Genomic DNA, 22,047 nt, shown 5'->3' on the forward strand with positions numbered 1-22,047 from the left:
TGGCTGTGCATCCCGGTCCTCGGGACTGGCGGATCATAGCCCGGGCTACAACCCATTTGCGCACTGTTACCAAGCCGTTATTCGATACTGGGCGAGCAGGTAAAAGGTCAGGACTCGGCTGTTACGGAACTGTTTCCACCGGCCGTCTCGGCAATGATCCGGTCGGCCACTTCCCGCATGGTCATCCGGTGGTCCATGGCGGTGCGCTGGATCCATTTGAAGGCCTGCGGCTCGTTCATGCCGTAGGTGGCCATGAGCTGCCCCTTGGCCCGCTCGACGACCTTGCGCGTCTCCAGGCGCTCGGTCAGCGTGGCGACCTCGGACTCGAGCACCGACAGCTCCGCGTAACGCGAGACCGCAATCTCGACCGCCGGCACGAGGTCGCTCTTCTGGAACGGCTTCACCAGATAGGCCATGGCACCCGCCGCCCGCGCCCGCTCCACGAGGTCGCGCTGGCTGAACGCGGTGAGGATGACGACCGGCGCGATCCGGCCACCGGCGATCTTCTCCGCCGCCGCGAGCCCGTCCATGATCGGCATCTTGATGTCCAGGATGACGAGATCGGGCTTGAGCTCCTCGGCGAGCCGGACAGCCGTCTCGCCGTCGCCGGCCTCGCCGACGACGTCGTAGCCCTCCTCGACGAGCATCTCGCGCAGGTCGAGACGAATCAGCGCCTCGTCTTCCGCGATGAGCACCCGCCGGCTCTGTGCCTCGGCCACTAGCCTCTCCCAAATCCGATCCGACTCCACCGACGGCGGTTACCGTCGCGATCAGAGTAGTGGGTACCCTAGTGCGGCGTACTCGTCCCGGTATCCCAATCGGCAGAGGAACGGAGCTCAAACCTCCGACAGTGTGGGTTCGAATCCCACCCGGGGCACCACCGTCACTGTTCCAACCGGACCGGCTCCGCGCCTTCGGTCAGCAGATCCAGGCCCGCGCCGGTCACCACCTGGGCCGGCTGCCGGTCGCGCCCGGCCAGCGCGGCCAGCTTGGCGATCGGCAGGCGGTCCGACTCGACCGCGCAGGCGAAGACCACGTTGCCGAAGCGGCGGCCGCGCAGCAGTTCCGGCCGCACGATCAGGCACACGTCGGCGAACGCGGTGCGCAGCGTGGCTCCCTGGGAGCGGGAGAAGGCCAGTGGCGCGAGGTCGGCCACATTGAGCGCATACACCCCGCCCGGGGCCAGCAGCCGGGCCACCGCGGCCGCGAAAACTACATCCGAGACGCTCTCGGGCATCTGCGCCGCGTCATACACGTCCCCGATGATCAGGTCGTAGGAGCCGGCGTCGAGCTCGGTCACCGTCGCCCGGGCGTCGCCGAAGAGCAGGTCGATCCCGGCCTCCGGGGGCAGCGGCAGGATGCGCTGGACGAACGCGGCCAGCCGGCGGTCCCGCTCCACGACCAGCTGCTCGGAGCCGGGCCGGGTCGCGGCGACATACCGCGGCATCGTGAACGCCCCGCCGCCCAGGTGCAGGACCCGGATCGGCTCGCCCTCCGGAAACGCGGTGTCGACGACGGAGCCGAGGCGGCGGGTGTACTCGAAGAACAGGTGCGCCGGGTTCTCCATGTCGACGTACGACTGCTGCACCTCCTCGACGAGCAGCGTCCAGCCGCCCTTGCGCCGCGGGTCACGCACCAGCCGGGCCGCGCCGTACTCCCCGTTTTCGGCAATGCCCTCGATGATCTCCCGCCAGCTTCCCATTGGGGCACAACCTACCCGGTAGCGGCGAAACCCTCAGCTGCAGGCAGGACCCGCCGAATCTGCGGACATGGAGGGCCGCACGACCATCATCCGCAGCGTCGACGACGTCATCGACGCCCGGGCGGTCACCACCCTCTTCCAGCCGATCGTCCGGCTCGACTCCTGGAACCACCGGCGGCACGAGACCGTCGGCTACGAAGCCCTGACCCGCGGCCCGGCCGGCACCCCGTGGGAGGAGCCCCTCGCGCTGTTCGCGGCGGCGGCCGAGCGCGGGCGGATGGCCGAGCTCGACTGGGTGTGCCGGGCGACGGCGTACCGCACCGCTCTCGACGCCGGGCTGCCGTTCGGCCTGACGCTGTTCGTCAACGCCGAGCCGGCCGCGCTGGGCGTGCCGTGCCCGCCGGACCTGGCCCCGACGATCCTCGACGCCCAGCTGCGGCTGCGGGTCGTGGTCGAGATGACCGAGCGGGCCATCGGCGACGACCCGTCGGCGCTGCTCACCGCGGCCGAGGCGTGCCGGGGCTCGGGGTGGGGCGTGGCGCTGGACGACGTGGGCGCGGAGCCGGCGTCGCTGTCCGTGATGCCGTTCGTGCACCCCGACGTCGTCAAACTCGACCAGCACCTGACCCAGCGGCCCGCGGGCCGGCGCTCGGCCCGGGTCGTCAATGCCGTCTACGCCTACGCCGAGCGCGCGGGCGCCGCCCTGCTGGCCGAGGGGATCGAGACCCGCGAGCACCTCGACGCCGCCCTGGGCATGGGGGCCACCCTCGGCCAGGGCTGGCTCTTCGACCGCCCCGGCCCGCTGCCGGCCGACGTGCACAGCCGCCGCGGCGCGGCCACCGTCCCGTTCGTCGCCGCGCCCACGCCGCCCGGCGGCCGCACCCCGTATGAACTCGTCGCCGCCCGCCGGCCGACCGCCGAGGCCACGAAGCGGATGCTGCTGCCGCTGAGCCACTACCTGGAGGCGAAGGCCCAGGACCCGGACGAGCCGCCGATGCTGCTGGCCTCGTTCCAGGAGGCGCGCTACTTCACACCCGCGACCGCCCGCCGGTACTCGGCCCTGGCCAAGGACGCCGCCCTGATCACGGTCCTCGGCACGGAGCTGCCCGCGGCCCCGGTGCCGGGGGTCCGCGGCATCGCGCTGGCCGCTGATGACCCGCTGCGCGGCGAGTGGAACGTCATCGTCGTCGGCCCGCACTTCGCCGGCGCTCTCGTGGCCCGGGACCTGGCCGACACCGGCCCCGAGGAGCAGCGGCGCTTCACGTATGCGCTGACGTACGACCGCGACCTCGTCCTCGACGCGGCCCGTGCGCTCCTGCAGTGGATTGTGCCAACATAGGCGTTCATGAAGCGTGTCGCGGTGCTGGTGGCGGTCCTCGCCCTGGCGCTGAGCGGCTGCAATTCTAAGAATTCGGACAAGTCCGATAAATCCGAAAAATCGGATTTGAAGCTCCGCGTCGAGCTCACCCAAGGCCGCGTCGACGAGGTCCGCCACACCGTCCAGGTCTCCATGCACAACGACGGCCCAGCCAAGCTCGTCATCCAGCAGCTCGAGCTCAAGGCCCCGTCGTTCAAGGACGGCGCGGGCCCGGTCAAGGCCGACGCCTGGCTGCCACCGGGCGGCCTGCAGGTCGACGTGCCCGTGTCCTACGGCACCGGCGTCTGCACCGGCGACGACCTCAAGCCGCACGCCGCCGCCTCCACGGTCGCGCTGCGCGTGCAGACCGAGGACGGCAAGGTCACCGACGAGACGGTGGCGCTGGCCGACCCCAACCCGATGCTCGACAAGCTCCTCGCGATCGACTGCCAGCAGGCGTACCTCGACCGCCAGGCCACCTTCACCTTCGGCCCCTGGACGCATTTGCCCAGCGGCTGGGTCGACGGCACCGTCATCGTCAAACGGACCGGCTTCAAGGGCACGATCACGCTGCAGGAGTTCGTCGGCTCGATCCTCCTGGAGGTCCTGCCGACGCCGCAGCGCGAGGCCACCCCGAAGCCCTACGCGGTGCTGGCACCCGGCACCGACGAGGTCCGCATCCCGATCGTCGTCGACGGCGAGCGCTGCACACCGCACGCCCTGGCCGAGATCAAGAAGCCGTACGTGTTCCCGGCCTGGGTCAGCCTCGACGGCGGCCCGCCGCTCTACACCGAGCTGAAGATCACCGATGCCGAGGTGGCCGCGTTCAAGCCGGTCATCGATGCCTGCGCGGCGGGCCACACCCAGATGTGACAAAGCCTTGACAACGCTTCTTTAAGCCAGCTTTAGGCCGGTTGCACCGTGTGAGCGCTGGTGACATGCTCCCAGCCATGTCCGAGGCCGGTCGGCGGGCCCGCGCCGCTCTCCCCGCGGTCGCCGTGCTGGTCCTCGCGACCCTGGCGACCCTGGCCCTGTCGACGCTGCTCGGCTTCGCACCGCTGCCTCCCGCCTGGCGACTGGTGCTCGTCCTGGCCCTCGCCGTGCTGCTCGCGCTGGCCGCCGCCGACCAGGTCCGGGCCGCCCTCACCGGCTGGGAGGGCGCGGCCGCCGCCGAGTGGGGCACACACCGCCGCCCCCGCCGCAGCCTCGTCACCGGCGACATCACCCAGCCCCAGGCTTTCAAACAGCAACGGCCTTCGTGGGTACGTCTTGTCGTCGCCGGCACCGCTTTTCTCGCCCTCGGTGCCCTGGTCTGGCTGCCGCAGGTCCCCGGGCACGCGGTGGCCCTCAGGGCGGCGTCGTTCCTGTTCGGCTACGCCGCCTACGCCCTGCCGGTGCTGCCGCTGCTGTTCGCCTGGCCCCTTCCCCGCCTGCCCCGCGAGCCGTGGCCCTGGCGGATTCTGCTGGTCCCCATCGCCGACCGGCGGCTCTGGCAGTCCTCCGAGCTGGCCGCCCTGGGCAGCGCGACCTGGCATTTTCTCCGTGAACGGGTCCTGACGAGAGCGACCGGCATCGTTGTCGCGGTCCTCGGCCTGCTCCACCTGGTCCGGGGCAATCCGCACGTCATGGACGGCGGCACCGCGCGGGCCGGAGGGCTCCTGGGCTACCTCATCGCCGAGCCGATTTCGCTCGCCCTGGCCGCCGGCGGGGCGATCGCGATCCTCGGCGGGGTCCTGGGCGTTGCCGCGGCCGTCATCGCCGCGTCCGTCGGCCGCGCGTGGGGCACCGTCACCGGCTACGTCGCCCTGATCGTCATCGTCGCGCTGCCGCTCGGCGCGGTCGGGGCCGGGCACTGGTACGGCTACGAGTACTACCTGCGCACCGAGAACGGCCACGTGGTCGTCGTCGCCGGCCTCTCACCGACCCACCGCCAGGCCGTCCACGACACCAACCTGGCCGTCGACGGGCTGTCCCCGTCGCTGCGCCAGCTGTTCACCGACGGCCTCCCGGTCGCCGACTACGCCGACGGCGACCGCATCGCCAAAGCCCTGGCCACCCCCGCGACCGCCGCCGCCGACAGCTACTCGGGCGAGCAGTTCGACCTCAAGGCCGGCGAGTGCTTCGACTGGATCGGCGGCTCGTCGCAGCTGCGCTACGTCGCCCAGTGCAACGCCGCCCACGTCGGCGAGGTCACGTTCGTCGGCCACCTGCCGTTCACGGTCGACCCGGGCCCGAAGGCCGTCGACACGGCCACACACGCGATGTGCGAGCAATCCTATGGAGACTATCTGGGGGTACCGTTCGGGCAGTCGTTCCTCCCCCTGGAGAAGCCCCTCCTGCCGCCCGGCCTCGACAAGGCCTGGCACGTGAAGCCCATCATCGCCTGCTGGCTGGGCTCCGTCGGCCCGTGGCCGCTGAAGGGCACGAAGACGGTCGCCGCGCTGCAGCAGAAGTCCGGCTGGGGTCCCGCCGGCGGCTGCAAGATCGAGGTCCCGGACGCCCTGCGCATCACCGCCGAACAGCCCAACACCCGCTGCCTCGCCCCCGGCCCCGACCAGCACCTGACCGTCCCCGGCGCCGGCTTCAACATCGACCTCGAGTTCGCCGCGATCGGCAAGACCGCAGGCGGCGCCCGCATCGGCGCGGGCTGCTTCGACGGTGCCAACCTGGCCAACGGCTACAGCTTCGAGGTCAACGCCGACGGCATCATCGAAATCTACAAACACGCCGGCGACCAGCACCCCCGCCTGGCCGCCTCCGCGAAGCCGAAGAACGCCGCCCCTCCGACCACAGCCTCAACGCCGCTGCAGGTGACGTGCAAGCCAACGGGCGACGGCGGCGTCGAACTGACCGCCTTCTCAACCGGCAACCGCAAAGCCACCTTCGTCGACAAGGACCACCCGTTCACGTCCTTGAGCCCCCGTCTGCTCCTGACCAACGGCACCACCGGCGGCATGGTCATGACCACCATGATCTTCAGCGCCACCCGCCTCTGAGGAGACTCGCCTTGACCGACATCCCCGACGGCCGGGACGCGTGGGTCTACGTCGTCACCGACATCGAAGTCGACGGCCCGTGGCCGGGCCCCAACTCGATGCGGTCGTTCGCCTCCGTCGCCGTCACCGCCGGCGGGGACGAGCTCGGCACCTTCGAAGCCGTCCTCGAACCCCTCCCGGGCGCGGCCCCGAACCCCGACACCTACGCCTGGTTCGAGACGCAGCCCGGCGCGTGGGCGGCCGCGACCACCGACCCGCAACCGGTCGACCTCGTGATGCGGCAGTTCGTGGCGTGGCTCCGCGAACTGCCGGCCCCCCGCACGTTCGCGGCCTCGCCGATCGCCTTCGACGGCACCTGGATGGACTACTACCTGCGCCGCTTCACCCGCTACGGGCTGACCCAGGGCCCCTACGAGCCCGACGTCCTCTTCACCGGCCCCGGCCTGTGCCTGCGCAGCTACGCCGCCGCCCTGACCGGCCGCCCAGTCGCCGAACTGTCACCACAGACGCTGCCGGCGGCGTGGTTCGGCAACGTCGAACACACCCACCGCGCGATCGACGACGCCCGCGGCTACGCCAACCTGCTGGCCGAACTCTTCCGCCAGGCACAGGCCCGCCAGTCCCCGCCCGCACCACCCCGCCCGCACCACCCCGCCCGCACCACTGACCCGGACCGACCGACCGTGCGCGCCCGCCCGACGTAGGCCTCGTTCGTGCCGCCTCATTGCCCGTGAGCAGGTGCTCGTCGCATGGAGGTGCCCGAAGTCGCGTCGGACACGGGCGGGGGTGAGTCGTTGCGGCTGTGCTGGTTGCTCATGCTGGGCCGGCATGGGGTGGCCGGGGTCGGGATCGACGGCCGGACGGGCCGGTCGTGGATGGGCCGACCAGTCCGCACAGACCGGCGCCGCCTGACAGCTGCGCCCGGACCGGTCCGGACACCGTGGCACTGCGGTCCCTGGTGCGGGCCCGGGCCGACCTCGTGCAGGCGGGCCCGGGCCGACCTCGTGCAGCATCGCGTCGCCCTGGCCAACCAACTGCGAACGCACCTGCTGACCGTGCTGCCCGGCTCCTTGCCGAGATCGGCGACGCCTGCGGCCGGTTCCCAACCCCGCCCCCCTCGCCGGCTCCGCCGGAGTCACCCCGTCCACCCGCCAATCCGGGCACGTCACAGTCGTGGCGTTCCGGTAGGCGGTCGGCCCGTGGGCCCTTAGGTCTACGGCGAGCAGCAGCCAGGTCCATCAAGGGCTGTGGCAATGATCAGCCGGGGGTCGCTGGGCACGGACCCTGGCCGCGCGAACCGTACGGCGGGAGGATGGCGCGGGCCGGCCAGCCCGCGAGGGGTTGGCCGGCCCGGTGCTGCAGTGCGTGGTCAGGCGGTGCAGGTGACCGTGGGTACGGCGTTGGTGCCGGTCCACGTGCCGGTGAAGCCGAAGCTGGTGGAGCCGTTGGCGGGGATGGTGCCGTTGTACGCCGCGTTCGTCACCGTCACCGCGGAGCCGGACGTGGTCAAGGTGCCGTTCCACAGCTGAGTGATGGCCTGGCCGTTGGCGAACGTCCACTTGACCGTCCACTTGCTGATCGCGGACGTGCCGGCCTTGACCGTGACCGTGGTCTGGAAGCCGCCCGGTGAGCCCGGCCAGCTGCTGGTGACCTCGTAGGTCGCGGAGCAGGCGCCGTTCGCCGGCGGGGGCGACGACGAGGCGCTGCGCGACGGGGACGGTGAGGTGGAGACGCTGCGCGACGGGGACGGGGACGTGGTGGTCGGGCCCTGGGAGGTCGGGCCGCCGCCGCCGACGGGCGGGTTGAGGTACGGGCCGATGATGTTCATCTTGGCCTGGTTGACCGTGTTCCAGTCGTCACTCACGATGCCGCCGGTGTCGCCGGAGTCCGGGTTCCAGGACCAGTAGGTGAACGAGATGCCGTTCGTGCCCTGGCCCATGTACTGCATCAGCTTGGTCAGCCACTGCGTGTCGAGCGGGTTCGCGAGGGTGCTGCCGAACTCTCCCACCAGTACCGGTGCGATGTTCTGCTTGTAGAGGTAGCCCCAGAAGTGGTCCCAGACGTCCGGGAGGTTGTTCGGGAAGTTCGGGTCCTTGAACCACGGCTGCCGGTCGTACACGGAGATGCCGTAGTCGTGCGCGGAGTACACGAGCCGGTTGGCCACGTTCAGGCGGACCGGGTAGGTGCCGGCCTTGGAGAGGTTGCCACCCCACCAGTCGCACGCCATCGGGTCGTCCGGGATGTTGTCGTAGACGTTCGGGGAGCCGCCGTTGCCGTCGCAGCTGACGCCCTCGACGAAGATCAGCCAGTTGGAGTTGGTCTGCAGGACCGCGTTGCCGATGCGCTCGGCGGCCAGGCGCCAGTCCTTGGTGGTGTCGCCGCAGCCCCAGCAGGAGCCGGTGCCGTTCGGGTCCGTACCGTCGGCGTGCGGCTCGTTGAACAGGTCCGCGCCGATGACGGTCGGGTTGTTCGCATACCGTGACGCCAGGGACTGCCAGTCGGCGATCTCGCTGGCCTCGGAGGCGGCGGCCGTGTACCAGAGGGCGGTCTGGCCGGCGGCGGTCGGCCGGTGCCGGTCGAGGATGATGCGCATCCCCTTCGTGCCGGCGTAGTTGACGACCTTGTCCAGGATCTGCAGCGGCGACAGCCCGATGAGCTCCGGGTTCGTGTCCGTGTTGATGCTCGTGGCGGTGGCCCCGGCGCGCAGGGAGTCACCGGTGTACGGCACCCGGATGGTGTTGAACCCGAGCTGGGCCATGTGGTCGATCTGCTGGGTCCAGGTCGCCGGGCGGCCCGCCCACAGACCGTGGAAGGTGTGGTTGTCGGTCTCCATGCCGAACCAGTTGATCCCGGTCAGCCGGACCGTGGCCCCGGTCGAGTCGACGATCTTGTTGCCGCTGGTGTGGAGATAGCCGGTGCCGGTGCCCGCGTCCGCGGGGCCGGCGCTGAGCGTGACGGCGACGATCGCACCGGCCGCGGCGGCGGCCAGGGCCACCGCGCCGCCGAGGAGTCGCCTCGTTCTCTGGGTTCGGGTACGCACGAGCCGACACTGCGCACGCGAACGATCGCCGTCAATTCGAAGCGCTTCGCCGCCGGTCAACGCGCTGGTCAGGGCTGAAACTTCCAGTGCAAAATGTTTTCCCGAGGCGGGTAAATGGATCCGGGGGCCCATGCGTAACCACGGTGTGGAACGTGAACGGAGGGCCTTCGAGGACTTCTATCGGCGCAGCCGGGATCAGTGCCTGCGGGCCGTCTTCGCCACGACCGGTGACCGGTCGCTGGCGGAGGATCTCGTCGCCGAGGGGTTCGCGCGGGCCTGGGCGTCCTGGTCCAAGGTCAGCCGGCATCCGGCGCCCGCGGCGTGGGTGGTGCGCACCGCCCTCAACCTGCGGATCTCCTGGTGGCGGCGGTACCGGCGGGAGGTCGCACTCGACGGGCACGACCGGTCACTGCCCGTCGACGAAGGGGCCGACCAGGCGCTGCTCGCGGCCGTCCGGCGGCTGCCCAGGCGGCAGCGGGAGGTCGTCGTGCTGCGCATCTGGCTCGACCTGGACACCAAGACTGTGGCCACGGTGCTGGGGATCTCCGCGGCGACCGTCGGCGTCCATCTGTCACGTGCCACTGCACACCTTCGGGCCGAGTTCGCGCCCGTGGCCAGGTAAGGACATGACCGATATGACAGATGACGAGGTGTTCGACGCGGTGAAGAAGACACTTGCCGACGTGCGGATGGACCGGCCGGTCGCGGCGATCGAGGAGCGCGGCCGGCAGCGGCGGCGCAACCGGGGGCTGCTCGGGGTCGCCGCCGGGGTTGGCCTGGCCGCGGTGGCCGGGGTCGCGGTCGCGATCCCGCTGCTGTCGCATGACGACCCACCCGCCACGGCCGGGCCGGCGACCGGCCCGAGCGGCGTTCAATCGACCGAAGCGCCGGCGTTCACGCTGGTCGCCAACGCCGACGGGTCGGTCCGGCTGACCCTGGACTACAAGAAGATTCTCGACCCGCCCACCCTGGAGAAGGCGCTCGCCGGCGCCGGCATCCCCGCGGTCGTCAAGGCCGACGTCCTGTGCACGCCGCAGGGCCAGGAGCTGCCCGAGACCAAGCAGGTGTTCGCGGTGAAGAAGGTCGTCGAGGACGAGGGGTCGCGATACGACCTGGTCATCACGCCGTCGAAGATGCCCGCGGGCAGCGTCGTGTACTTCAGCGTGTTCCCCGTACACAAGGGCGAGGGCTACGCGAAGGCGGCCCAGTTCCTGGTCCCGAAGGACGCCCAGATGAACTGCCGGACAGTGGCGTAGCGGCGAAACCTACAATCGGCAGCGTGCCCCGCGTATCCGCTGCCCATCTCGCCGCCCGTCGGGAGCAGATCCTCGACGCGGCGGCGAGGTGTTTTCTGCGCAACGGGTTCCACCAGACGTCGATGCAGGACGTGATCAAAGAGGCCGGGCTCTCCGTCGGGGCGTTCTACCGGTACTTCTCCAGCAAGGCCGAGCTCATCAAGGCCATCGCCGAGGAGAAGGTCGGCACCATCGTCGGCACCCTTGACCAGCTGCTCGATCAGGAGCCGCCGCCGACCATGCCGGTGGTCATGGCCGAGCTCATCGCCCAGGTCGACCGCAACCTCGGCGAGGAGGGGCCGGTGCGCATCGCCGTGCAGGTGTGGGGTGAGGCGGCCTACGACCCGGCGTTCGCGGACCTCGTCGGCGGCATCTACGGGCGCATCCGGGACAAGGCGGCCGCGCTGGCCGCGAAGGTCGATCCGGGCACCGAACCGGAGGCCGTCGCGGCCGTCATGGTGGGGCTCGTGCAGGGGTACATCATCCAGCGGGTCCTGGCCGGAAGGGTCGACCGCGAGGTGTATCTCAAGGGTCTCGGCGCATTGATGGGCCGTTATGGTGCGGAGGGCGCCCACGAGGCGCGCTGACCCACCACGGAAGGCTCGACCATGACCAACCTCTCCCGGCGCGGCGTGCTGGCCGCGGCGGCCGCGGCCGCGGCCGCGCCCTTTGTCGCCACCGAAGCAGCCGACGCGCACGGCACCACCCCCAAGACCTGGGACCTGACCCTGCTGGGGACCTCCGACACCCACGGCAACGTCTACAACTGGGACTACTACCGCGACGCGGAGTACGACGACAGCGCACACAACGACGTCGGCCTGGCCAAGGTCGCGACCGTCGTCAACGGCGTCCGGGCCGAGCGGCGGGGCAAGGCGACGCTGGTGCTCGACGCGGGTGACACGATCCAGGGCACGCCCCTCGCGACGTACTACGCCAAGCAGGAGCCGATCACCACCACGCACGAGCGGCACCCGATGGCCCGGGCGATGAACGTGATCCGCTACGACGCCGTCACGCTCGGCAACCACGAGTTCAACTACGGGCTGCCGCTGCTCGACCTCTGGATTCGCCAGCTGGGCTTCCCGGCCCTGGCCGCGAACGCCGTCAACGTCAGGACGAACCGTCCGGCCTTCCTGCCGTACCTCATCAAAAAGGTCGATCTCGGACGGGGCGCGCCGAATCTGCGCGTCGGGATCCTGGGACTGACCAACCCGGGCGTGGCCATCTGGGACCGGGCGAACGTCGAGGGCAAGCTGCGCTTCGACGACATGGTGGCGACGGCCGCGAAGTATGTGCCGGAGATGCGCCGCCGCGGCGCCGACATCGTGCTCATCTCCGCGCACGGCGGGGACAGCGGCACCTCCAGCTACGGGCCCGAGCTGCCCAACGAGAACCCGTCGGCGCTGATCGCCGCGCAGGTGCCGGGCATCGACGCGATCCTGTTCGGGCACGCGCACAACGACATTCCGCAGCGGTTCGTCACCAACACCGCGACCGGCGCGCAGGTGCTGCTGTCCGAGCCCTCCAAGTGGGGGCAGCGGGTGACCCGGATGGACTTCCAGCTGACCCGCGAGCACGGCCGCTGGACGGTCACCACCAAGACCGCCACGACCATCAACACCAACGCCTACGCCCCCGACCCGGTCGTCCTGGCCGCGGTGAAAGCCCAGCACAACAAGACCGTCACCTACGTCAACCAGGTCGTGGCCACGTCGACCGAGGAGCTGTCGGCGGCCGAGTCGCGGTACAAGGACACGCCGATCCTGGACTACATCAACAAGGTCCAGACCGACACGGTGGCCGCGGCGCTGGCCGGCGGGCAGTACGCGGCGCTGCCGGTGCTGTCGATCGCGGCCCCGTTCTCGCGGACCGCGCTGTTCCCGGCCGGGCAGGTGAAGATCAAGGACGTCGCCGGGCTGTACATCTACGACAACACCCTCGAGGCCGTGGTGCTCTCCGGGGCCGAGGTCCGGGCGTACCTCGAATACTCGGCCAAGTACTTCCGGACCCTGGCCGTCGGCGCGCCCGTCGTGCCGGCCGACATCAGCGACCCCGCCGTGCCGGACTACAACTACGACGCGATCTCGGGCGTAGAGTACGACATCGACATCGCCAAGCCCGTCGGGCAGCGCATCACCCGCCTGGTCCACCCCGGCACCGCCACCCCGGTCGGCGACACCGAGCAGTTCGTGGTCGCCGTCAACAACTACCGGCGCTCCGGCGGCGGCAACTTCCCCGGGATCGTGAAGACGCAGGTGTACAACGCGCAGCAGGAGATCCGCCAGCTGCTCATCGACTGGGCCCAGGCCAAGGGCTCGATCAACCCCGCCGACTTCTTCGTGCCCAACTGGAAGCTGGTCCGCGAGGGGACGCCGGTGTTCTAACCCGGCACGGAGATCCGGTGCGCTCTAGAGTCATTGCCATGCAGGAACGGATTCTGGGGCGCACCGGCGTCCCCGTCAGCGTCGTCGGACTCGGCGCCTGGCAGCTCGGCGCCGACTGGGGCAACGTCGACGAGGACGCGGCTCTGGCCACGCTCGCCGCGGCCCACGACGCCGGCGTGACCTTCATCGACACCGCCGACGTCTACGGCGACGGGCGCAGCGAGCGGCTCGTCGGGCAGTTCGTCCGGTCGCTCCCGGCCGGCGAGCGGGTCACCGTCGCGACCAAAATGGGGCGGCGGGTGCCGCAGGAGCCGGACCAGTACACCCGCGAGCATTTCCGGGCCTGGAACGACCGCTCCCGCGAGAACCTCGGCGTCGACACCCTCGACCTGGTGCAGCTGCACTGCCCGCCCACGCCCGTCTATGACAATGACGCCGTCTTCGACGCCCTGGACGAGATGGTCCAAGAAGGGCGGCTCCGGGGGTACGGCGTGAGCGTCGAAACGACCGCCGAAGCCCTCGCCGCCATCGCGAGGCCCAACGTGGCGAGCGTCCAGATCATCTTCAACATGCTGCGCCTCAAGCCGCTCGACGAGGTCCTGCCGGCGGCCGAGAAGGCCGGCGTCGGGATCATCGCCCGGGTCCCGCTGGCCAGCGGACTGCTCTCCGGGAAGTACGACGAGCTCACGACGTTCGGGGCCGACGACCACCGCAACTACAACCGCCACGGCGAGGCCTTCGACCAGGGCGAGACGTTCTCCGGGGTCGACTACAACACCGGCCTCGAAGCGGTCCGCCGGCTGCGGGCGCTGAAGCCCGAGAACCTCACCATGTCGCAGTTCGCGCTGCGCTGGATCATCGACCACCCGGCCGTCTCCGTCGTCATCCCCGGCGCCCGCAACGACGAGCAGGCCCGCGCCAACGCCGAAGCCGCCGCCGCACCGGCGCTGCCGGCCGAGACGCACACGGCCGTCGCCGCCGTCTACGACGAGCTCATCCGCGAGTCGGTGCACGGCCGGTGGTAGCCGTCGGCGACACCATCGGCGTCGAGGAGGAGTTCCACGTCGTCAACGGCGAGACCGGCGCCCTCGAGCCGGCCGCCCGCCGGGTGCTGCGCACCGCCGACGCCGAGCCGGAGCTGCACCGGTCCATGGTCGAGACGGCCAGCGCGGTCCAGACCGACCTGGTGGCGCTGCGGGCCGACCTCCTCGAGAAGCGCAAGTCGCTGATCGAGGCGTCCGCACGGCACGGCCTGGCGATCGTCGCCGCCGGCAGCGTCCCCGGCTCCGGGGCGACGGCCAGCCGGGTGTACCCCAACGAGCGGTACGAGCGCATGGCCCAGGAGTACCGCCAGCTCGTCGACGAGCAGCAGGTCGCCGCCTGCCAGGTGCAGATCGGCGTGCCGGACCGGGACCAGGCCGTGCGGATCAGCCGCCGGATCCGGGACTGGCTGCCAACGCTGCTGGCCCTGAGCGTGTCCTCGCCGTACTTCGCCGGCCAGGACACCGGCTACGCCTCCTACCGCACGATCGTCACCTCCCGCTGGCCCACCGTCGGGCCGCCGCCGGACCTGGAGACGGCCGCGCAGTATGACCGGGTCGTCGACACGCTGGTCGAGAGCGGCGTGATCAGCGACGCCGGGATGGTGTACTTCGACGCCCGGCCGTCGGCGCGATACCCGACGGTCGAGGTCCGGGTGGCCGACTCCTGCCCGCACATCGACGACGTGATCCTGCTCGCCTCCCTGGCCCGCGGCCTGGTCACGGTCGCCGCCGAGGAGGACGACGCCGGCCGGCCCCTGCCGGAGGCGCCGCAGGTCCTGCTGCGGGCGGCCACCTGGCGGGCGGCCCGCTCCGGCCTCGGCGGCCACCTGGTGGACCCGCAGACCCGGACCGCAGTGCCGGCCGGGGTCCGCATCGACGCCCTCCTGCGGCACGTCCGCCCCGCGCTCGAGCGGCGCGGCGAGTGGGAGACCGCCCTGGACCTGCTGGGCGACCTGCGCTCGCGCGGGACGTCGGCCACCCGGCAGCGCAAGGCCGCCTCGCACCAGGAAGTGGTGCTCGGGCTGGTCGAGGAGACCGGCCGGAGTTGATTGGGCCTATCCTCCAGGGATGACGCTTCGGGGGTTGCTGGTCGACTGGGGCGGCGTGCTGACCACCGACGTGTTCGCGTCGTTCGACGCGTTCTGCGCCCGGGAAGGGCTGCCGCCCGGCACCGTCCGCGAGCACTTCCGCACCGACCCGTCGGCGCGGGAGCTGCTCGCGGGCCTCGAGGACGGCACGCTGCCGGACGCCGCGTTCGAGGCCGGGTTCGCGGCTCGGCTCGGGCCCGGCATCGCCGCCGAGGGGCTCATCGAGCGGCTCATGGGCGACGCCGGCGACGACCCGGCGATGGTCGAGTTCGTGCGCACGGCCCGCCGGGCCGGCATCCGGACCGGGCTCATCTCCAACTCGTGGGGCGCGGATCGGTACAACCGCGAACTGCTCCTGGAGCTTTTCGACGGCGTCGTGATCTCCGCCGAGGTCGGCCTGCGCAAGCCGGCCCCCGAGATCTACGCGCTCGGGGCGAAGGCGGTCGGGCTGGCGCCGGAGGAGTGCGCGTACGTCGACGACCTCCCCGGCAACCTCAAGCCGGCCCGGGCCCTGGGCATGACCACGCTGCACCACCGGGGCGCGGCCGAGACGATCGCCGCGCTGCGGCCCCTGCTCGGGCTGCCGGCATGAGGCGCCGGGCGCTCCTGGCGCTGCCCGCCTTGGCGGTCCTGGCCGGCTGCGAATCCGACGGGGCCGAGGCCACCGGCGAGCTGCGGATCGCCACCGGCAGCCCGGGCGCCGTCTACTACCGCTACGGCAGCGCGATCGCGGAGCTGTGCAAGAAGTACCTGCCGAACGTCCACGCCAGCGTCCTGACCACGGCCGCGTCCGAGATCAACGTCCAGAACATCCTGAAGGACATCGCCGACGTGGCCTTCACCCAGGCCGACGTCACCGACTCGCACGAGAAGGAGGAGCCGGGCCAGCTCGCCGCCCTGGCCCGGCTCTACGACGACCACATCCACGTCGTCGTCGCCGCCCAGGGCCCGATCGCGCAGCTGCACGACCTGCAGGGCCGGCGGGTGTCGGTCGGCGGCGAGGGCTCGGGCACGGCGATCACGGCCCGGCGGGTGCTGGACGTGTCGAGCATCGAGGTGCGGGAGGCGAAGTACAGCCTCGACGACTCGGTGAAGGCCCTGCGCACCGGCGACGTCGAGGCGTTCTTCTTCTCCGGCGGCCTGCCCGTCTCGGCCATCGCCGACCTGGCCCGCGACTTCCCGATCCGGCTGCTCAACCTGGCCGAGCCGGTGAAGGCGCTGCGGGCGCGGTGGGGCGACTACTACGCGGAGCGGGTGGTGCCGGCGTCGACGTACACGGGCATCACGGCGACCGTGGCCATCGGCATCGCCAACTACCTCGTGGTGCGCATGACGATGAGCGAGCCCCTCGCCTACGGCGTGACCCGCCTGCTGTTCGAAGGCCGGGACGAGCTGGCCAAGGCGCACCAGGCCGCGGCCCGGCTGAACATCCGCTCGGCCATCTCCACGCCGCCGCTGGCGCTGCACCCGGGCGCGATCAGGTACTACCGCGCGCAGAAGCCTTAAGTCCGGGCCTAAGTCGCTTTCGGGAACCAGACGCGGGCGTGCAGGCCGTTCGGCTCGTTGGGGAGCAGATCCAAGCGGCCGGCGGACGCGTCCACCAGGACGGCGACGATGGGCAGGCCCAGGCCGCTGCCGTCGACGTTCTGGGCGTCGGGGGCCCGCCAGAAGCGCTCGGTGGCCTGGTCCCGCTGCTCCTCCGTCAGGCCCGGCCCGTTGTCGATCACATGGAGCGCTACTCCGTTGTCGTCGGCGCTCGGCCGTACCGTCACCGTCGTCCCCGGTCCGGAAAACTTGACCGCGTTGTCGATGAGAGCGTCGAGGGCCTGGTCGATGGCGTTGCGGACGGCCCGCGCGCGCAACGGGTGGGCCGGGCGGACGTATCGCAGCGTGATGTCCTTCTTCGCGGCCACCGGCTGCCAGGCCAGGACCCGGGCCCAGGCCGTCTCGCCGGCGTCGAAGTCGGTCAGGTCGAACTTGCCCCGCTCGGCCCGGGCCAGCGCGAGGAGGCTGTCGAGGACCTCGCCGAGCCGCTCGGTCTCCTCGACCGCGAGCCGGTGGCCCTCGACGGCCTGCGGCTCGATCAGGTCGATGCCGAGATCCTCGACCCGCAGCCGCAGCGCCGTCAGCGGGTTGCGCAGCTGATGACTGGCGTGCGAGACGAACGAGCGCTGCCGCTCCAGGGAGTCGGCGACGGTCGCCGCCATCTCGTTGAACGCCGTGCCGAGCCGGCGCAGCTCCGGCGGCCCGTCGGCGGCCGGCACGCGCACCGTCAGGTCACCGGCGGCCAGCTCGTGGGCGGCCGCGTCGAGCTCGGCGACCGGCCGCAGCGTCCAGCGGGCCAGGGACCAGGCGGCCACGATGCCGGCGAACAGCACGACCAGCCCGCCGCCGGCCAGGATCCCCCACGAGCTGCCGACCCCGTTGGCGTTGGTGCGCACCGGCGAGACCGTCACGACCGCCCCGATCACCTCGCCGCCCCGCCCGACCGGCACGGCCACGACGAGCGGATCGGTGCGCCAGGGCCAGACCGTGCCGTCCTCGCTCGCCTCCCGCCCCTCGAGGGCCCGCCGGACCTGGCGCATCGCGTCCTCGTCGAGCCACAGGTCGCTCCGCGAGCTCACGACCTGGTGCCCGTCCTGGTCCACGACGACCGCGCCGACGCGGTAGACGTCGTCGTACCGGGTCAGTTCCGACGACAGTTCGGCCGTGTCGGTGTCGCGCAGTGCGGGCTCGGCGAGCGTGGCGAACCGCGTGGCGTCGGCGAGCCGATCGGCCACGAGCCTCTGGGTGTCCCTTCCGGCAAGGCTTATTGCCAGTGGTACTTCCAGAGCCGCCAACACCAGCAGGAGCAGGACGAGATAGACCGCACCGAGCCGGACTCTCATGGCTTCTGGTTGTTTCTCATGGGGCCAGGCGGTATCCGACGCCGCGCACTGTTTGCACGAGTCCCGGAACGTCGAGCTTCGCTCGCAGTGACCCCACGTGCACGTCGAGTGTGTGCCGGCCGACGAAGCTGGTCTGCCAGACCGCGAGGATGAGCCGGTCGTAGGACACGACGGTCCCCGGCGTCCGCGCCAGCACCGCCAGGATCTCGAACTCCTTGCGGGTCAGCGCCACCTCCCGGTCCCCGACGACGACCCGCCGCGCGGCCACGTCGATCGTGACCACCCCGACGGTGAGCGTCTCGCTGGGCGGCGGCGCGGCCCGCGCGGCCCGCCGCAGCACCGCCTCGATCCGCGCGTTGAGCTCGGCCATCGAGTAGGGCTTCACGACGTAGTCGTCGGCGCCCGTCTGCAGCCCGATGACCCGGTCCCGCTCCTCGGCCCGCGCGGTCACGGCGATGATGGCCACCCCCTCGTCCTTGCGGCGCAGGATGCGACAGACCTCGATCCCGTCGCCGTCCGGCAGATTGAGGTCGAGCAGGACCAGATCGAACGGCTCACCCGCGAACGTGTCGAGCGCCGACTGGGCCGTCGGGCAGTGCACGACCTCGTGCCCACGCCGGCGCAGGGCCGTGGCCAGGGCGGCCGCCACCCGCGCGTCGTCTTCAACCAGCATCACCCGCATCGTTGGCCCATGGTACGGGAGGCCCACCTTCAAGAGTTCCTCAAGGAACCCCGGCCGCCTCTCCCGCAGAGCCTGCGGAAAGTCCACGGTAATGCGGTGGACATCGTGTCGAGCGGCGAACGTTACCGGGCCTCGACCGTCGCCGCGTTCGAGGCGGCCGTGCTCGTGCGATGTACGGGGGTGTGTGGAGGAGGAGGCCGTGCCCGGGCGCTGGGGGGCACCCGGGCACGATCTCTGTCCGCACCGGCCGCGACGCCCCGATCCCCCGACGGCGTCCTGGCCGAGTTCAACCGCGGCGCCGCCGCCGACCGCCTGGCCGAACTCCTCACCGCCGCCGGCCGCACCGCCAGCGTCCACCGCTACACGGCCGGCAACCGCCACCGCTACGAGATCTTCCGCGTCTTCGCCGACCCCGGCACCCCAAGTTTCCTGGACCGCGCCTGGGCCCAGGGCTACACCGACCTGTGCGCCGTCCCCACCGAGCCCCGCTCCCACCGCCAGCTCCGCCACTCCCGCCAGCTGGCCGAGGCCGCCTGGCGCGGCGTGCTGATGGTCTCCGGTCCGGCTCGCAACGGCTCCCCGGGCCTGCGCGTAGCCGACCTGGACACGGCCACGGTCCTGATGCGCGCCGGCCGCATGATGGCCCTCCCGGTCCGCATGTCGACCCGCCCCGGCGGCCAGCTGCTCCTGGTCATGCCGTCCGCTACCGCTGCTTAGTTGTTTGCCGTGTGCGGCGTCGGCCGGTATACCAGCTCGTGGATGTTCCCGTCCAGGGTCCGGCTCTCCAGCAGCTCCAGGTCGAAGTCCCCGACCCCGCGCAACACCGGCAGCGCCCTGGTCCGCCCGGTGACGACGGGAAAGACGGTCACCTGCACCCGGTCGACGAGCCCGGCGTCGAGCAGCGCCCGGTTCAACGCCAAACTCCCGTGCGACCGCAGCGGCACGCCGGACTCCTCCTTGAGCCGAGCCACCGCCTCGATGCCGCTGACGAGGCCCGCCCCGGGCCACTCGAGCGGCGCCGCCAACGTGCTGGAAACGACCGTGGTGGGCAGCCGCAGCATCAACCTGGCCCACTCGTCGAACCCCGGAATGTCGGCGCCCCGCAGCGGCGCGAAGTCACGGTACGTGGCCGCGCCGTAGACCATGCGCTGCTCCCGGCTGTACTGGGCGCGGCGGTGCTCGAGAAACTCCGGCCCCTGCTTGCCCCAGTAGGCCCCCCAGTCCCCGGTGTGCCCGCCGAACCCGTCGAGGCTCATGAAAACGTCGAACGTGTAGGTCGCTGTCATGCCCGAGCTACGAACCCGCCGACCCGGATCCGACAGCCCGTCCAACCTTTTTCCGGAGACCTTCGCCGGATGACGTGGGTCCCCGATACCGCCGGGCATGACAGACGCTCGGCCGAGCGGTGCGGCGGCGAGGTCGGCGGGCGATCGCAGCGGCGGAGGCGGCGTTGCTATTGGTGGGCGTCGCTGGGTGAATGGGGGCATGAGCCGGCGACAGGTGCGTGATGGTGATCAGACGGCCGCTTCCGAGCAAGGGTTTCTGGTCCTGGCCGGGCGGCGGACAGGCTTGCCGCTGGCGGAGGCGCTCACCACGTTTCGTGAGCTCGTGTCGGCTGACATGGAATGGGCGGACTCGCGCAAGCAGCGGTTCCGGCGGCGCTCGACGTGGTCCAAGGGGCTGTCGCTGGGGCTGACCGCGTTGTCGACGGTCGTCCTGGGACTGCCGATCGACGACTACAAAGCCACGATCGCCCTGCCCATGGTCGCGGTCGTGACGCTGCTGGGGTCGTTGGAGTTGTTCTTCAATTGGCGGTCGCGGTGGATTCTCATGGAGGAGACGCTGTATCGCCTCAACCGGCTGCGGGACGAGATCGACTATCTGCTGGTGACGACACCCGTTGAGGAGATCGGGCGGGGGGACCTCGACCGGTTCTTCGCTGAGCAGCAGCGGGTCTGGGCCGAGGTCAGCCGGCAGTGGGTGGACTTCCGGCGGCAGGGGGACGCCCACTCACCGGGCGCCGCCGTCTCGCTGGCGAACGCCCGGTAGTCAAGCTCAGCGGGTAGCGGGTACGTCCTCCAGGCCGGCCGCGCCCAAAACCTCGTCGGCCTCCACCTCGGCCGGGGTGAGGGTGACCGGGCGGCGGGCTCGGGGTAGTGCCCAGGCGACCACGGCGGCGGCGGCCGCGGCCAGGAGCGCGCCGATCACGAAGATGGTCACGAACTGGGACTCGCGTGGGAGTGGGAGCGGGCCGGGGATCGGGTTGCGGGTGACCATCGTGACGACGAACGCGGTGCCCAGGGACATGCCGACCGAGCGGGCGATCGAGTTGACGCTGTTGGCGATGCCCGTTTCGGCGGGTTCGACGTGGGCGATCAGCAGGGCGGGCAGCGCCGCGTAGCCGAACGTGACCGCGGTGTTGACCATCAGGGCGCCGACGATGACTTCCCAGGTGGCTGCGTGCAGGACGGCCAGGAGGGTGAAGCCCGCGGCGGCCAGGAGGGCGGCGATCACGAGTGTGGATTTCGCGCCGAAGCGGGCTACCAGGCGGCCGCCGAGCGGGGCGGTGATCACGCCGCCGGCGGTGCCGGGGAGGAGGTAGATCAGGCTGGCCGCCAGGACTGAGGCGCCGAAGCCGTAGCCGGCCACCGCCGACGGGGTCTGTACCAGGGCGGAGACGGACAGGAAGACGGCGAACATCGAGAAGCCCAGGAACAGGCCGGCCGCGTTGGCCACCACGAGCGGGCGGTGGCTGAGCATCCGGGTGCTGACCAGTGGGTGGGTCACTCGGCGTTCGAACAGGACGAAGACCGTCAGTACCACCACCGCCGACGCCAGTGAGCCGAGCACTCGCGGTGAGGCCCAGCCCCAGCCGTTGCCCTCTTCCAGGGGGAGGATCAGCAGCACCAGGCCCAGCCCGAGCAGGCCGGCCCCGGTCCAGTCCAGGCCGCCGGTCGCGGCGCCCGCGCGGCGCGGGAGGAGCCAGGCGCCGGCCAGGCCGATCGCGGTCATGGCGGTGGCCAGCCAGAACAGCTCGTGGTAGTCGCCGCCGTCGCGCATGAGCAGGCCGGTGACGACCAGGCCGAAGCCGGCGCCGACCGAGAGCATGCCGCTGACCACGGCCATCGCGCCGGTCAGGCGTTGCGGTGGGAGCTCTTCCCGGAGCATGCCGATGGCCAGGGGGAACAGGCCGAAGCTGGCGGCCTGGGCGACCCGGCCGGCCAGCAGCAGCGGCAGGCTGGACGTGGTGGCGCCGAGGACGGAGCCGAGCAGGACCACGGCGAGGACGCCGAGCATCACGGGGCGGCGGCCGTAGAGGTCGCCGAGGCGGCCGAGCATCGGCGTGAACACCGCGGCGGCCAGGAGGTTGGCGGTGACGACCCAGCTGGCGTCGCTGGTCGAGACGCCCAGGTCGGCCTGGATGTCGGCGACGACGGGGACGACCAGGGTCTGCAGCGCCGAGACGAGCAGAACCACGTAGCAGGCGACGGGCAGGGCCAAACGCGTTCGGAAACTCACGCGACCCAACGTAGACGCGCTGCCGAGAGTTTTCAACACTGTGTCGAAAA

21 protein-coding genes and 1 tRNA gene are annotated in these 22,047 nt (G+C 71.3%); 15 read left to right on the top strand and 7 right to left on the bottom strand.

From position 1 onward, the window contains the following. Positions 1-107 precede the first annotated feature (107 nt). Entirely contained in the window at positions 108-719 is a 612-nt protein-coding gene (locus ACIA8L_RS35255; protein ID WP_395911295.1) for an ANTAR domain-containing response regulator, read from the bottom strand. A gap of 84 nt (positions 720-803) precedes the next feature. On the opposite strand from ACIA8L_RS35255, the gene ACIA8L_RS35260 reads away from it, so the two are divergent. Next, positions 804-880: transfer RNA gene (locus ACIA8L_RS35260), tRNA-Leu, on the top strand. Positions 881-883: 3 nt separating this feature from the next. Here the strand turns inward: ACIA8L_RS35260 and ACIA8L_RS35265 are convergent. Then, positions 884-1,702, bottom strand: a complete 819-nt coding sequence (locus ACIA8L_RS35265; RefSeq protein WP_395911298.1) for a spermidine synthase — start codon at positions 1,700-1,702, stop codon at positions 884-886. A gap of 67 nt (positions 1,703-1,769) precedes the next feature. On the opposite strand from ACIA8L_RS35265, the gene ACIA8L_RS35270 reads away from it, so the two are divergent. From ACIA8L_RS35270 to ACIA8L_RS35285, 4 genes are all read left to right on the top strand, one after another. Beyond that, positions 1,770-3,041 carry an EAL domain-containing protein gene (locus ACIA8L_RS35270; protein ID WP_395911300.1) on the top strand — a complete coding sequence of 424 codons (1,272 nt, stop codon included), beginning with the start codon at positions 1,770-1,772 and terminating at the stop codon, positions 3,039-3,041. Between the two features lie 6 nt (positions 3,042-3,047). Then, the gene (locus ACIA8L_RS35275; RefSeq protein ID WP_395911302.1) at positions 3,048-3,932 is read left to right on the top strand and encodes a hypothetical protein; all 885 of its coding nucleotides are present in this window, start codon (positions 3,048-3,050) and stop codon (positions 3,930-3,932) included. 77 nt (positions 3,933-4,009) lie between these two features. Then, positions 4,010-6,055 (top strand): hypothetical protein, encoded by a 2,046-nt coding sequence (locus tag ACIA8L_RS35280; protein WP_395911305.1) that lies wholly within the window; start codon positions 4,010-4,012, stop codon positions 6,053-6,055. An 11-nt stretch (positions 6,056-6,066) separates the two neighbouring features. Next, positions 6,067-6,759: a hypothetical protein gene (locus tag ACIA8L_RS35285; protein ID WP_395911308.1), complete on the top strand. Its 693-nt coding sequence runs from the start codon at positions 6,067-6,069 to the stop codon at positions 6,757-6,759. Positions 6,760-7,424: 665 nt separating this feature from the next. Here ACIA8L_RS35285 and ACIA8L_RS35290 read toward each other — a convergent pair. After that, a complete protein-coding gene (locus tag ACIA8L_RS35290) occupies positions 7,425-9,095 on the bottom strand; it encodes a cellulase family glycosylhydrolase (protein ID WP_395911310.1) in 1,671 nt (556 codons plus the stop codon). A gap of 130 nt (positions 9,096-9,225) precedes the next feature. Between ACIA8L_RS35290 and ACIA8L_RS35295 the strand changes: the two genes are divergently transcribed. Genes ACIA8L_RS35295 through ACIA8L_RS35330 form a run of 8 tightly spaced genes read left to right on the top strand, consistent with a single transcriptional unit; the run spans position 9,226 to position 16,414 of the window. Continuing rightward, complete coding sequence (locus tag ACIA8L_RS35295; protein ID WP_395911312.1) at positions 9,226-9,717, top strand: sigma-70 family RNA polymerase sigma factor; 492 nt, start codon at positions 9,226-9,228, stop codon at positions 9,715-9,717. Between the two features lie 4 nt (positions 9,718-9,721). Further along, positions 9,722-10,351, top strand: a complete 630-nt coding sequence (locus ACIA8L_RS35300) for a hypothetical protein (RefSeq protein ID WP_395911314.1) — start codon at positions 9,722-9,724, stop codon at positions 10,349-10,351. 23 nt (positions 10,352-10,374) lie between these two features. Further along, the gene (locus ACIA8L_RS35305) at positions 10,375-10,977 is read left to right on the top strand and encodes a TetR/AcrR family transcriptional regulator (protein ID WP_395911316.1); all 603 of its coding nucleotides are present in this window, start codon (positions 10,375-10,377) and stop codon (positions 10,975-10,977) included. A gap of 21 nt (positions 10,978-10,998) precedes the next feature. Next, positions 10,999-12,777 carry a bifunctional metallophosphatase/5'-nucleotidase gene (locus ACIA8L_RS35310; protein ID WP_395911318.1) on the top strand — a complete coding sequence of 593 codons (1,779 nt, stop codon included), beginning with the start codon at positions 10,999-11,001 and terminating at the stop codon, positions 12,775-12,777. Positions 12,778-12,815: 38 nt separating this feature from the next. Continuing rightward, complete coding sequence (locus tag ACIA8L_RS35315; protein ID WP_395911321.1) at positions 12,816-13,802, top strand: aldo/keto reductase; 987 nt, start codon at positions 12,816-12,818, stop codon at positions 13,800-13,802. Then, positions 13,796-14,869, top strand: coding sequence for a glutamate--cysteine ligase (locus ACIA8L_RS35320; protein ID WP_395911323.1), 1,074 nt, complete (start codon positions 13,796-13,798; stop codon positions 14,867-14,869). The genes ACIA8L_RS35315 and ACIA8L_RS35320 overlap by 7 nt, the downstream gene beginning before the upstream one ends. Positions 14,870-14,888: 19 nt before the next feature. Further along, positions 14,889-15,500 carry an HAD family hydrolase gene (locus tag ACIA8L_RS35325; protein ID WP_395911324.1) on the top strand — a complete coding sequence of 204 codons (612 nt, stop codon included), beginning with the start codon at positions 14,889-14,891 and terminating at the stop codon, positions 15,498-15,500. After that, entirely contained in the window at positions 15,497-16,414 is a 918-nt protein-coding gene (locus tag ACIA8L_RS35330) for a TAXI family TRAP transporter solute-binding subunit (protein WP_395911326.1), read from the top strand. Before ACIA8L_RS35325 ends, ACIA8L_RS35330 begins: the two co-directional genes overlap by 4 nt. A gap of 8 nt (positions 16,415-16,422) precedes the next feature. Here the strand turns inward: ACIA8L_RS35330 and ACIA8L_RS35335 are convergent, their stop codons facing one another. Both ACIA8L_RS35335 and ACIA8L_RS35340 read right to left on the bottom strand, forming a co-directional pair. Next, entirely contained in the window at positions 16,423-17,796 is a 1,374-nt protein-coding gene (locus tag ACIA8L_RS35335; protein ID WP_395911328.1) for an ATP-binding protein, read from the bottom strand. A 16-nt stretch (positions 17,797-17,812) separates the two neighbouring features. Continuing rightward, positions 17,813-18,478 carry a response regulator transcription factor gene (locus ACIA8L_RS35340; protein WP_395911330.1) on the bottom strand — a complete coding sequence of 222 codons (666 nt, stop codon included), beginning with the start codon at positions 18,476-18,478 and terminating at the stop codon, positions 17,813-17,815. 96 nt (positions 18,479-18,574) lie between these two features. Here ACIA8L_RS35340 and ACIA8L_RS35345 point away from each other — a divergent pair, with 96 nt between their 5' ends. Beyond that, the gene (locus tag ACIA8L_RS35345; protein ID WP_395911332.1) at positions 18,575-19,195 is read left to right on the top strand and encodes a hypothetical protein; all 621 of its coding nucleotides are present in this window, start codon (positions 18,575-18,577) and stop codon (positions 19,193-19,195) included. Here ACIA8L_RS35345 and ACIA8L_RS35350 read toward each other — a convergent pair. Continuing rightward, positions 19,192-19,764, bottom strand: a complete 573-nt coding sequence (locus ACIA8L_RS35350) for a dihydrofolate reductase family protein (RefSeq protein ID WP_395911335.1) — start codon at positions 19,762-19,764, stop codon at positions 19,192-19,194. The two genes, ACIA8L_RS35345 and ACIA8L_RS35350, sit on opposite strands and share 4 nt — an antisense overlap. A 199-nt stretch (positions 19,765-19,963) precedes the next feature. Here ACIA8L_RS35350 and ACIA8L_RS35355 point away from each other — a divergent pair, with 199 nt between their 5' ends. Further along, on the top strand, positions 19,964-20,527 hold the full coding sequence (locus ACIA8L_RS35355; protein ID WP_395911338.1) for a DUF4231 domain-containing protein: 564 nt from the start codon (positions 19,964-19,966) through the stop codon (positions 20,525-20,527). A gap of 6 nt (positions 20,528-20,533) precedes the next feature. Here the strand turns inward: ACIA8L_RS35355 and ACIA8L_RS35360 are convergent, their stop codons facing one another. After that, a complete protein-coding gene (locus ACIA8L_RS35360) occupies positions 20,534-21,997 on the bottom strand; it encodes an MFS transporter (protein WP_395911341.1) in 1,464 nt (487 codons plus the stop codon). Between the last annotated feature and the right edge of the window lie 50 nt (positions 21,998-22,047).

The organism is Dactylosporangium sp. NPDC051541 (assembly GCF_044454505.1).
In the GTDB taxonomy this organism is placed as follows: Bacteria; Actinomycetota; Actinomycetes; order Mycobacteriales; family Micromonosporaceae; genus Dactylosporangium.

Bases quoted from the DNA above. Each gene is read 5' to 3' on its own strand.
- ACIA8L_RS35265 (WP_395911298.1), bottom strand. From the start codon at position 1,702: ATGGGAAGCTGGCGGGAGATCATCGAGGGCATTGCCGAAAACGGGGAG.
- ACIA8L_RS35270 (WP_395911300.1), top strand. From the start codon at position 1,770: ATGGAGGGCCGCACGACCATCATCCGCAGCGTCGACGACGTCATCGAC.
- ACIA8L_RS35275 (WP_395911302.1), top strand. From the start codon at position 3,048: ATGAAGCGTGTCGCGGTGCTGGTGGCGGTCCTCGCCCTGGCGCTGAGC.
- ACIA8L_RS35280 (WP_395911305.1), top strand. From the start codon at position 4,010: ATGTCCGAGGCCGGTCGGCGGGCCCGCGCCGCTCTCCCCGCGGTCGCC.
- ACIA8L_RS35295 (WP_395911312.1), top strand. From the start codon at position 9,226: ATGCGTAACCACGGTGTGGAACGTGAACGGAGGGCCTTCGAGGACTTC.
- ACIA8L_RS35300 (WP_395911314.1), top strand. From the start codon at position 9,722: ATGACCGATATGACAGATGACGAGGTGTTCGACGCGGTGAAGAAGACA.
- ACIA8L_RS35310 (WP_395911318.1), top strand. From the start codon at position 10,999: ATGACCAACCTCTCCCGGCGCGGCGTGCTGGCCGCGGCGGCCGCGGCC.
- ACIA8L_RS35315 (WP_395911321.1), top strand. From the start codon at position 12,816: ATGCAGGAACGGATTCTGGGGCGCACCGGCGTCCCCGTCAGCGTCGTC.
- ACIA8L_RS35325 (WP_395911324.1), top strand. From the start codon at position 14,889: ATGACGCTTCGGGGGTTGCTGGTCGACTGGGGCGGCGTGCTGACCACC.
- ACIA8L_RS35330 (WP_395911326.1), top strand. From the start codon at position 15,497: ATGAGGCGCCGGGCGCTCCTGGCGCTGCCCGCCTTGGCGGTCCTGGCC.
- ACIA8L_RS35335 (WP_395911328.1), bottom strand. From the start codon at position 17,796: ATGAGAGTCCGGCTCGGTGCGGTCTATCTCGTCCTGCTCCTGCTGGTG.
- ACIA8L_RS35340 (WP_395911330.1), bottom strand. From the start codon at position 18,478: ATGCGGGTGATGCTGGTTGAAGACGACGCGCGGGTGGCGGCCGCCCTG.
- ACIA8L_RS35350 (WP_395911335.1), bottom strand. From the start codon at position 19,764: ATGACAGCGACCTACACGTTCGACGTTTTCATGAGCCTCGACGGGTTC.
- ACIA8L_RS35355 (WP_395911338.1), top strand. From the start codon at position 19,964: ATGAGCCGGCGACAGGTGCGTGATGGTGATCAGACGGCCGCTTCCGAG.